Source organism: Methylobacterium sp. 285MFTsu5.1, assembly GCF_000383455.1.
GTDB lineage: Bacteria > Pseudomonadota > Alphaproteobacteria > Rhizobiales > Beijerinckiaceae > Methylobacterium.
This window is the reverse complement of record NZ_KB911288.1, coordinates 116,055-127,249: the sequence shown is the minus strand read 5'-3', so window position 1 is coordinate 127,249 and position 11,195 is coordinate 116,055. Positions and strand designations below refer to the sequence as shown.

Genomic DNA, 11,195 nt, shown 5'->3' with positions numbered 1-11,195 from the left:
GAGGCTCATCAGAGGCAAACAGAAGACCGCCCGGCAATCCCGCCGGCCAGCCCGCCCGCTTGTCAGAAGATGGCTCAGCGCCCGGTCCACTTCCGCGGCCGGCGCCGATGAGCCGGGGTATAGATCCACGGTTCCCGGCCGTCAACACCCTTTTTGCCGGCCGGCGCGGCGAACCACCCGTAAGCCTGGCGGTGGATGATCGCGGTCTTTCCCGCGCCGGGGCTGGCGCTCGGGAGCAGCACGCCTCAATCTCGACACGCTGGGTCGTGAGATGAGATTGCCGGGCGCGGATGGCGCCTCCGGTATGGTCGAGCCCGGCCTCAGCGCCGCGGATCCCGCGGGAACGCCCGTTCGCCATCGTCTTCTCAGGGCCTTCGAGTGAAGCGCGAGCGACTCAAGATCGGCGACGTGGCCGCCCTCCCCCCGGCACGCGGGGTGCACGAGCCTCTCGACCATCTCGGCGCGACCGCGACGCAGATCGACCGACGCGCCGTCAACCTCCGCTGGCTCTGCGCCAGCAGCCTCACCGGCCTGACCGGCGCCGGTCTGATCGCTGCGGCGCTCCACGTGTCCCTCCAGGGCGACGTCTCCTTCGCGGCCATTCCCGAGAAGGCGGCGATCATGCCCCGCCCCCAGCCGAGCGAGAGCGGCGCCAACATCGCCCGCAAGGGCGACCGGCTGGTGCGCAACCTCATGATCGCCTCGGCCAAGCAGAGCTTCAAGGCGCCGGTCACGGTCCGCCTCGGCGACCGCGAGATCATCAAGGCCAAGGCCTTCGTGCGGCTGACGACGCCCCTGTCGATGACGACGGGCGTCTACGCCGCCGAGCCGCCCCGCTTCGACCCCATGAAATTCGTCTCCGACGAGCCGCTGGAGCGCGCGCCCGATGCGTCCGCCGACGCCCCCAGCGCCGAGGTCACCGTGGTCAAGCGCGAACTCGCCGACGCTGCCGTCGACGCCAACGCGCCCGCCCTCAGCGACGACGACGTCACCGCGCAGGTCGAGGAGGAGCGCCGCATCGCCGCCGAGGCAGGGCGCCGCGCCGCCATCCCGATCGCCCCGCAGATCATGCTGTCGCGGACGCTCCAGCAGGGCGCGGCCGGCGACGGCGACGGCGCGGCGCCGAAGGACGCGAACCCCTTCAAGTCCATCGAGGTGTTGGTCGTCCCGGAGAACGTCACGAAGGTCGCCAAGGTCGAGCTGAAGGCCAACGAGGCGCCGCTCGTGGAGGAGCGCGATCTCGCGCTGAAGCGCGGCGAGACACTGGAGACCACGCTCAAGGCCACCGGCCTCGCGAGCGACGATGCCGTTCGCGGCATCGTCGCCGCGCTCGGGGGCAAGACCCGCACCGCTGCCCTCAACGAGGGGCAACCGATGCGCGTCCAGGTCGCCCCCGGGCCCCGTCCCGGCGATCCCCGCCAGGTCACACGCGTGGTGCTGTACGGCGAGAACGGCATCGAGGGCATCGCGGCCCTGAACGACCGCAGCGCCTTCGTGTCGGTGGCGCCCCCCGCCGAGGAGGCCCCCTCCCCCAAGGGACAGCCTCAGGCGGAGGCCGGCGAGGACGAGGACGAGGATTCCGGCTCCGGGCCGCGCCTGTACCAGAGCCTCTACGAGACGGCCGCGCGCCACGACCTGCCGCGGGCCACGGTCGAGGACATCGTCCGCGTCTTCAGCTACGACCTCGACTTCCAGCGCCGCATCGGCAGCGGTGACGGGCTCGACGTCTTCTACAGCACCGACGACGAGGCCAGCGCCGATCGTCCGGACCTGCTCTACGCGGCGCTGACACTCGGCGGAGAGACCCGCAAGGTCTACCGCTTCCAGTCGCCGGACGACGGCACGATCGACTACCTCGACGAGCAGGGCCGGTCGCTGAAGAAGTTCCTGCTGCGCAAGCCCATCGCCGACGGGATCATGCGCTCCGGCTTCGGTTACCGCCGCCACCCGGTGCTGGGCTACGCCAAGCTGCATACGGGCGTCGACTGGTCGAACCCGATCGGCACGCCGATCATGGCGGCCGGCAACGGCGTGGTGATCCGCGCGGAGATGACCTCGGGCTACGGCAACCGGGTCGAGCTGCAGCACGTCAACGGCTACGTGACGACCTACAACCACATGTCGCGGTTCGGCCGCGGCATCCGCGAGGGCGTCAAGGTCCGGCAGGGCCAGATCGTCGGCTATGTCGGCTCGACCGGCCTGTCGACCGGCGCGCACCTCCACTACGAGGTGATCATCAACGGCCACTTCGTCGACCCGATGAAGATCCGCGTCCCCCGCGGCCGGGAACTCGACGGGCGCCTGCTCGCCGACTTCAAGCGCCAGCGCGAGCAGATCGACGCCACCATGCAGAAGTCGAAGAGCGCCACGGCCCTCGCCCAGCGCGACGCGGCGGTCCGCTGAGGGAGCGCGCTGCCGTTCAGGCGAAGCCGAGCCGGGCGCGGACAGCCTCGGGCGTCGCGCCGGCCTGCCGAAGGTCGGCGAGGGATCGCGAGCCGCGCGACTTGGCCAGCTTCTCGCCTCCGGTATCGAGCAGCAGCGCGTGGTGGCGGTAGCGCGGGACCGGCAGGCCGAGCAGGGCCTGCAGGAGCACGTGCAGGTCGGTGGCCGCCTCAAGGTCGCGGCCCCGCACCACGTGGGTGATCCCCTCCGCCGCGTCGTCGTGGACCACGGCGAGGTGGTAGCTCGTCGGCACGTCGCGCCGGGCGATCACCGCGTCCCCCCAGCGTGCCGGATCCGCCGCGACCCGGTGCGCGCCGGCCGCGTCGAAGGCGACGTAGCCGTGGGTCGGGCCGGCGCGGCGCAGGGCGGCCGCCATGTCGAGCCGCCAGGTATGCGGGTCGCCGCGGGCGATCCGGTCCGCGGCCGCCGCCGGGTCCAGCTGGCGGCAGGTGCCGGGATAGAGCGGCACGCCGTCCGGATCGCGGGGGCCGTCGCCGCCGGAGGCGACGCGCGCCCGGATCTGGCCGCGTGAGCAGAAGCACGGATAAGCGAGCCCGCACGCGATCAGCCCGTCGAGGGCGACGCGGTAGGCCGCCATGTGCCGGGACTGGTGCCGCACCGGTTCGGGATAGGTCAGCCCGAGCCAGGCGAGGTCGGTGACGATCCCGTCGACGAAGTCCGGCTTCGAGCGCGCGGGATCGATGTCCTCGATCCGCAGGCGGCAGACGCCCCCCATCCGGGCGGCGAGGTCCGCGTTGAGCAGCGCCGAGTAGGCGTGGCCGAGGTGCAGCCGCCCGTTCGGGCTCGGCGCGAAGCGCAACACCGGCGCCGCGGCGGTCACGGACCGGTCCGGCAGATCACCCGTCCCGGCGGTGCAGGCACTGCGGCGCGCCGGGCTGGCAGGCGATCCCGGGCAGCGAGCAGGCCGGTCCCTCCGCCAAGCGGCGGCAGACCTTGCAGCCGTCGGTCCACTCGAGGCAGGCCGGATCGTCGGCCGCCGACACCGCCGGCGACGCGTGCCGCGCCGGCGCCAGGGCGCCGATGAGCACGGTGGCGATCACGAGGACCGCGATGCCCCAGGCGGCAAGCGCGCCGCTCGACGAGCGCGGTGCGGGCGACGGAGGGCTGACGGTCGACATGGGCCTCCTGTTGGCGCGGGACCCGCCCGCCTGTCAACGCGCGCTCAGGCGGCCCGCGCGGATCGGCGCTCCAGCAGCGGCGGGAGCAGCTTCAGATTCAGCGGCTTGGCCAGGAACCCGTCGAAGCCGGCCGCCCGGGCGGCGACCTCGTCCTCCCGGCCGGCATTCGCGGTCAGCGCGACGAGGTGGAGGCGGTCCGCGCCGCACGCTTCGGCGGTGCGGATCCGCCGGGCGGTCTCGTGCCCGTCGAGGCGGGGCATCCGCACGTCGATCAGCGCGAGGTCGAAGGGGCCGTCCGTCTCCAGCCGCGCGAGGGCCTCGAGGCCGTCGACGGCGTGGATCACCGTGGCGCCGAGGCGCTCCAGGGCCCGGGTCGCCAGCAGGGCGTTGATCGGGTTGTCCTCGGCCAGCAGGATCCGCAGGCTGGAGCCGACGCGCGCCGGCTCCGCCGCCGGCGCGGCCGCGGCCTCGATCGGGCCCGTCGACGCGAGCAGGCGCTCGAACAGGGAGCGCGGCCGGACCGGCTTGATCAGGTAGCCGTCGAAGCCCGCCGCGCCGGGGGACCCGAAGCCGCGCCGGTCGAACGGCGAGAGGAGCACGAGGCTGGTGCGGACCCCGCAGGCGCGGGCCGCGTCGGCGATCTGGCGCACCGCCGCGTCGCCCAGTGCCCGGTCGGCCAGCACCGCGTCGAAGGCCGCGCCCGACAGGGCGTCGAGGCCCGATTCCAGGCTGTCGACGATCACGGTGGCGGCCCCGGCCCGGGACAGGCTGCGGGCGAGGTACGGGGCCTGGAACGGCGAGTCGGCGACGATCAGGCAGCGCCGCGGGGCGAGCGTCGGCAGCGGCGCGCGCCCGCCATCCTCGGCCGCCGCGACCTCGGCGAGCGGCAGTAGGACCCGGAAGGTCGAGCCCCGGCCGAGGCGCGAATCCGCCTCGATCCGCCCGCCCATGCGGGTCACGAGCCGCCGCGTGATGGCGAGGCCCAGCCCCGTGCCCTCGTGGCTGCGGCTCGCGCTGCCGTCGCCCTGCTCGAACTCCTCGAACAGGATCGGCAGCCGCTCCTCCGGGATCCCCGGGCCGGTATCCGCCACGGCGAGCACGACCTCGCCGCCGGTCCCGGCCCGCGCGAAGCTCAGGCTGACGCCGACGCCGCCGCGCTCGGTGAACTTGATGGCGTTGCCGGCGAGGTTGATCAGGATCTGCCGCACCCGGTCGGCGTCGCCCAGGATCGCGGCCGGGAAGTCCTCGGCCACGTCGAGGGCGATCTCGATGCCCTTGTCCTGGGCGCGGGGCGCCAGCAGCTCGACGACCCCCTCGGAGAGGGCCGGCAGGTCGAAGGGCTCGGCCGCGAGGTCCAGGCGCCCGGCCTCGATCCGCGAGAAGTCGAGGACCCCGTCGATCAGGCCGAGCAGCGCCTGACCGCTGGTGCGCACCGCCTCCACGTAGGTGCGCTGCTCGGGGTTCAACGCGGTCCCGAGCACGAGGTCGGCCATGCCCAGGATGCCGTTGAGCGGCGTCCGCATCTCGTGGCTCACGGTCGCCAGGAAGCGGGATTTGGCGACGCTCGCCGCCTCGGCGCGCTCCAGGGCCGCGTCGCGGCTGCGGATCGCCTCGACCCGCGCGGTCACGTCCCGGCCCGCCCGCAGCCAGTGCGTCGCGTCGCCGTGCGCCACCGGCATCTCCACGAAGGCGAACCAGCGCGCCCGCCCGTCCGCCGTCCGGACCTGCGCCTCCAGGCGGCGGACCCCGTCCGGCCCGATCTCCACGGCGTTCCGGTCGAGGATCTCGAGATCGTCCTGGGAGCCGATCAGCGCGATCGGCTCGCGGCCGAGCAGGCGGGCGAAATCCTCGTTGGCGTAGGTGATGCGCCCGCGGGCATCCCGCTGGACGATGATCTCGGTGGTGGCGGCCACCAGGGCCCGGTAGCGGTCCTCGCTCTCGCTGATCCGCCAGAGGCGGTCCTGCAGCCGCTCGGCCTCGCGCTCGGCGCGGCGCGTTCCGAGCCGGCGCCAAAGGCCGAAGGCCAGTGCGGCCGCGGTCAGGAGCGCCAGGACAGGCGCCAGCGTGTCGATCATTCCGGCCTCCCCGGCATCGGGCCGGTCCGCCGCAGGATCGCAGCCGAAGCTGAAGGCGGCGTTGGGAAAGGCCCTTAACCGCCGGTTGCGGACTTCGCGGAGTCCGCGGCGGAATCCGCGGCGGAGTCCGCGACGCGGCGCGGGATCAACGGTACCGTGCGGTGATCCGAGAAGCGGCTCGCGAGTTGCCTGCCAGGACGCAGGTCCGGACGGAGACGGTACATGCCCGGTGAGCACTACGACGTCATCATTGTCGGGTCCGGTCCCGGCGGCGGCACGATGGCGTGGCGCCTCGCCCAGACCGGCAAGCGCATCCTGCTGATCGAGCGCGGCGACTACCTGCTGCGCGAGCCGCGGAACTGGGACAGTCAGGCGGTGATCGTCGACGGCTACTACCAGGCCAAGGAGACGTGGTACTCGTCCGACGGCAAGAGCTTCCACCCCGGCCTGCACTACTACGTCGGCGGGAACTCGAAATTCTACGGCTCGATCCTCTTCCGCCTCCGCGAGAAGGACTTCGCCGAGATCCGCCACCAGGACGGCGTCGCGCCGGCCTGGCCGGTCGGGTACGACGTCTTCGAGCCGTACTACCAGGCGGCCGAGGAGCTGTTCCACGTCCACGGCCTGCGCGGCGAGGACCCGACCGAGCCCTGGTCGACCAAGCCCTACGCCCATCCGCCGGTGGCGCACGAGCCGCGGATCCAGGAGCTGTTCGACAACCTGAAGCGGGCCGGCCACCACCCGTTCCACCTGCCGGTGGGCGTGCGGCTGGTGGAGAAGGACGGCCGCGCGGTGCCGACCTCGCCCTGCATCAAGTGCGAGTCGTTCGACGGCTTCCCCTGCCCCACCAACGGCAAGTCGGACGCGCAGACCATGGTGGTCGACCCCGCCCTGCGCGACTGCCCGAACCTGACGCTGCTCACCCGCACCTACATCGAGCGCCTCGTCACCGACGCCTCCGGCCGCACCGTCACGGGCGTCGTCGGGAACCGGGACGGCGCGCCGTTCGAGGCCTCGGCCGACCTCGTGGTGGTGGCCTGCGGCGCCCTCTCGTCGGCGCTGCTGCTGCTGCGCTCGGCCAGCGACCGCCACCCGAACGGCCTCGCCAACGGGTCGGATCAGGTCGGGCGCAACTACATGCGCCACAACAACTCGACGGTGCTGGCGATCTCGAAGGTCCCGAACCCGACCCGGTTCCAGAAGACGCTCGGCCTCAACGACTTCTACTTCGGCGATCCGGACCCGAAGGACGGCTGGGACTTCCCCCTCGGCCACATCCAGATGGTCGGCAAGTCGGACGGCGCCCAGATCCACGGCGAGGGCCTGCCGGGCTTCCTGCAATGGTTCCCCGACAAGCCGTTCGACTGGATCGCCAAGCACTCCGTCGACTTCTGGCTGACCTCCGAGGACGTGCCGCTGCCGCAGAACCGGATCTTCTACAAGGGCGGCAAGGTCCATCTCGACCTCACCGAGACGAACGTCGAGGCGCACAAGCGGCTCCGGCAGAAGCTGCGCGAGATCTGCAGCTTCACCGACATCCACCCGCACCTGTTCGACCGCTCGCTCTACCTGGGCAAGAACGTCCCGATCGGCGGGACGGCCCACCAGGCGGGGACCCTGCGGTTCGGCGCGGATCCGAGGACGTCGGTGCTCGACCCGAACTGCAAGGCGCACGAGCTGGACAACCTCTACGTGACCGACGCCAGCTTCTTCCCGTCGATCGGCGCCGTGAACCCGACGTTGACCATCATCGCCAACGCCCTGCGGGTCGCCGACCATCTCGTCGCCCGGATGGGCGCCCGGGACGCGATCGCGCCGCCCCGGCTCTTCGACCACACCGAGCCGCGCGAGCCGCTGCCGGCCTGAGGACCGGCGGGGCGCGAACCATCGCTCTCCCCTGCTCGTCCCGAGGTGCCGGCACCGGACGCGCGTGATCGTCCCCGCGCGCCGACTGGCGCCGGGGGCATGGCCCGGGAGGCGAGCACGAGGGACGCGGGACGCCGCGGGAACCCAGGTGTCGGCCAAATACGCGCGGGATCCGATCCCCGCGGCGCCCCGCGGCATCGACCAGGCATGGTCCCCGGCCGGTGCCGTCTGTCTCGTCGCGGCGTCTCCGACGTCCCGGTCCTGCGACTCCCCGTGAGCGGTCTCGGGCGAGGTGCGCGCACGCCGTGCCCGCAACCCCCGGAACCCGCATCGGCGCCGTGGCCTTCCAGCCGTCCCCCGCCTCGTAGTGGGCGGGTCCGCAGGTCGCTCAGGGTCGGCCCAGAGGCGGGTCGGCGCGGGGGCATTTCCTCACCCCGCCGGGCACAGTGCCGCCCGGTCTCACGCCCGCGTCCGAGGCACGCCCCGCACCGGTCCGTCGCCCGGGGCGATGGCGGCTGAGAGCCACCGACGCGGGCGCCGCCCCGTCCCCGGACCCGCACGGTCAGCCACCGGGCGGGCCCCCGAAGGACGCCCCGGGATCGCTCCCGGGCCGCCGCGGACAGGTGCGGTCAGGAAGCACAAAATAGGAACATTGTCAAGGCAAACTGAGCTGCGCGCCGCTCTCGACGACGCTTCTCCGTCATCGCGAGCGCAGCGAAGCGAGCCAGGGCGGCGCAACATCGGCAGGCGTCGCGCTGCTGGCTCGCTTCGCTCCGCTCGCAAGGACGTCGGTGCCGAGAAACCATCGGCCGCGGGCACCGTCACATGGGCCGAGCCCTGCCGTCACTCCGGGACGCCGCGGCGCGACTTCGGGATGACGGGCAAGCCGTCGCATCTGCTATGTCGGCACTCCGACCCTCCACCGAACGCGACGCCCGTGGCCATCGACCATATCGATCTCAGCCGGATCGACCTGAACCTGCTGGTCGCCCTCGACGCGCTGCTCGACGAGCGCAGCGTCACGCGGGCCGCCGCGCGGGTCGGGATCGGCCAGTCGGCGATGAGCTCGAGCCTCGCCCGCCTGCGCCGCCTGTTCGACGACGAGCTCCTGACCCGGGCGCCGGACGGGATGCGACCGACGCCCCGCGCCCTGAAGATCGCCGAGCCGCTGCGCGCCACCCTCCGGCAGGTGCAGGCGCTGGTGCACCGGGAGGAGCGGTTCGACCCGGCCACCGTCGAACGCGTCTTCACGGTGAGCCTGCCGGACAGCGTCGAGGCGCTGCTCGGGCCGCGGCTGATCGCGCAGCTCCGGCGGGAGGCGCCCGGCATCCGGCTGCTGCTGCGCTCGGTCGACCGGACCCGGATCCTCGACGAGCTCGACGCCGACCGGGTCGACCTCGCCATCGGCCTGTTCTCGGAGGGGCAGCTCCACCACAAGCAGCGCCTTCTCTACCGGGACAGCTACGTGGTGCTGTTCAACGCCGCCCTGATCGGCCTGGAGCCGCCGATCGGGCTTGACGATTACCTGCGCTTCCCCCACGTGCTGACGTCCCTGCGCGAGACCGCCCACGGGGTCGTCGACGACGCCCTCGCGCTGATCGGGCGCTCGCGCACCCTGGCGGTGACGACCCCGCGCTTCCTCGTGGTCCCGTTCATGGTCCGCGCGGCGCCGGTGATCGCCACGATGCACGCCCGGCTCGCGACCTCCTTCGCCAGCGCCCTGGCGCTGAGCGTCAGCCCCGTGCCGGTGCCCCTCGACGACGTGCCCGTGTCGATGCTGTGGCACGCCTCCTACGACCACGACCCGGCCCACCGCTGGCTGCGGGACCTCCTGGTCCGGCTGGCCCACGAGCCGCCGGCGCCGGGCATCATCTGATACGCTTTCCGCTTGAACGCGACGGTCGACGCATTCCGTGCCGTCTTCACGAGCGGAGCGAAGTGACCCAGGACAGCGCGAGGCTGGCCGGCGTCGCGCGATCTGGATCGCTTCGCTCCGCTCGCGAGGACGGACGTGCGGACGGCATCGACCGGCCGCGAGCAGACCGCACCGTCACAGGCACGGATCCGCTGCGGCCTCCAGGCGGCCGCTCGCGATCGCCGCGCGGAACAGGGCGAAGTCGGCCGCATTGCGCTCCGCGTAGGCCGCGGCCCAGTCGGCGATCGCCCCGCTCAGGTCGTGGTGCTTGCCGCTGCCGCAATAGCCGGCGATCGCCGCCGCGTCCCCGGTCCGCGCGTGGGCGCGCGCCAGCAGCGTCCCGTAGGCGTACGAGAAGGTCAGGAGCGGCGCGCCGGACATCCGCGCCAGCGGGATCGCGCCCTTCAGGTTCTTCATCTGGCGCACGTAGAACGGGCGGCCCGCGATGCTGGTCCAGCCGAGCAGCGGGTCGCCCACCGCCTGGAGCAGGCGCTGGCCGTAGATCACCCGCTCGCCCTCGTGCCCGGAGAACGGCGCCGGCACGCCCGGCAGGTACGGCGCGTGCGCCGGTCGGACCGCCTCCTTGACCTGCAGGAAGAGCGCGTCGGCGTCGGAATTGCCGAACAGCAGGGCGAGGTAGGCCCGGGTCCCGACGCTGCCGACGCCGACGACGCGGTGGGCGACGTCGACCACGTGGTAGCGATCGAGCATGAAGCGCCGCTCCCGCGGCAGGGTCTCGGCGTAGCGCTCCAGGCCGGTGACGACGCCCTCGCGGGTCGCCGCGTCCACGGGCGTCAGGATCGGCGCGTCGGTCTGCAATTGCCAGGTGCCGTCGGTGCGCCGCTCGGCCACCTGGGCGAGCAGGCTGCGGTTGTTGCGACGCCGCGCCTTGTCAACCGCCCGGCGGACCACGGCCCGGGCCTCCGCGTTCATCTGCAGCCCGGCGATGTGCGGGCCGTCGGCGCGGGTCGTCTGGTACCAGACGTCGAGGGAGCCCTGCGGCGCGAGGCGCCGCATCGTGTGCTGGTAGCCGGAGACCGCCTCCATGACGGCCGCCCGCCGCTCGCCCGCCGGCAGGCCCGCGTCGTCGGTGGCGACCGCCAGCCCGGCCGCGAGGCGCTTGAGGTCCCACTCCCACGGGCCGATCGTGACCTCGTCGAAATCGTTGAGGTCGAGGACGATGTCGCGCTGCGGCGTGCCGAACAGGCCGAAATTGTCGGTGTGCGCGTCGCCGTTCATCACGACGTCGATGCCGCTGCGCGGCCCGCGCGACAGGTCCCAGGCCATGACGTGCGCGGCCCCGCGCAGGAACGCGAAGGGCGAGCTCGCCATCCGGGCGACCCGCAGCGGGATCAGGTGCGGCTGGCGGCCCGCGTGGGCGGCCTCGATCAGGGCGACCGGGTCGGGCCGGTCGGGATCGGAAGCCAGCGCGGCCTGGCCCGCGTGGGGCACCTCGGCGCGCAGCCGCTTGCCGGCCTTGCGCCGCTTGTCCCAGGCCTCGACGCCCGCGCGGAGGTCGATCCGCGGGAAATCGGCGACCGGTGCCAGCACCGAGTCCACGGCCGGGGCATCCGCCTCCCGGTCCCCCGGCGGCACGGTCTTGTCGCTCTCGATGCGATCCATCGCTGTCCCATCGCGGCAGCCGGGTCGGCCCCGCCGGTGCGCTCGACCGACCCGAAGCCGGGGCGGCGGACCGCACGTTAGCATCCGGCCGGCTCTGTGACGTCACGGGCCCGGACGGCCCTTGACCACCCTACA

At 73.1% G+C, this 11,195-nt stretch carries 7 protein-coding genes; 3 read left to right on the top strand and 4 right to left on the bottom strand.

All coding sequences use genetic code 11. The features are described from left to right. Positions 1-378 precede the first annotated feature (378 nt). Positions 379-2,403 (top strand): M23 family metallopeptidase, encoded by a 2,025-nt coding sequence (locus H288_RS0123745; RefSeq protein WP_020095081.1) that lies wholly within the window; start codon positions 379-381, stop codon positions 2,401-2,403. A 16-nt stretch (positions 2,404-2,419) separates the two neighbouring features. Here the strand turns inward: H288_RS0123745 and gluQRS are convergent, their stop codons facing one another. The 3 genes from gluQRS to H288_RS0123730 are packed head-to-tail and all read right to left on the bottom strand — an operon-like array spanning position 2,420 to position 5,656. Then, complete coding sequence (gluQRS, locus tag H288_RS0123740; RefSeq protein WP_020095080.1) at positions 2,420-3,283, bottom strand: tRNA glutamyl-Q(34) synthetase GluQRS; 864 nt, start codon at positions 3,281-3,283, stop codon at positions 2,420-2,422. A 16-nt stretch (positions 3,284-3,299) separates the two neighbouring features. After that, the gene (locus H288_RS0123735; protein WP_020095079.1) at positions 3,300-3,581 is read right to left on the bottom strand and encodes a hypothetical protein; all 282 of its coding nucleotides are present in this window, start codon (positions 3,579-3,581) and stop codon (positions 3,300-3,302) included. Positions 3,582-3,625: 44 nt separating this feature from the next. Beyond that, positions 3,626-5,656, bottom strand: coding sequence for an ATP-binding protein (locus H288_RS0123730; RefSeq protein WP_020095078.1), 2,031 nt, complete (start codon positions 5,654-5,656; stop codon positions 3,626-3,628). 222 nt (positions 5,657-5,878) lie between these two features. Between H288_RS0123730 and H288_RS0123725 the strand changes: the two genes are divergently transcribed. Next, positions 5,879-7,522, top strand: a complete 1,644-nt coding sequence (locus H288_RS0123725) for a GMC family oxidoreductase (RefSeq protein ID WP_020095077.1) — start codon at positions 5,879-5,881, stop codon at positions 7,520-7,522. A 937-nt stretch (positions 7,523-8,459) separates the two neighbouring features. Next, positions 8,460-9,398: a LysR family transcriptional regulator gene (locus H288_RS0123720; RefSeq protein WP_020095076.1), complete on the top strand. Its 939-nt coding sequence runs from the start codon at positions 8,460-8,462 to the stop codon at positions 9,396-9,398. Positions 9,399-9,572: 174 nt separating this feature from the next. Here H288_RS0123720 and H288_RS0123715 read toward each other — a convergent pair whose 3' ends face one another. Next, complete coding sequence (locus tag H288_RS0123715) at positions 9,573-11,060, bottom strand: DUF2252 domain-containing protein (RefSeq protein ID WP_020095075.1); 1,488 nt, start codon at positions 11,058-11,060, stop codon at positions 9,573-9,575. Between the last annotated feature and the right edge of the window lie 135 nt (positions 11,061-11,195).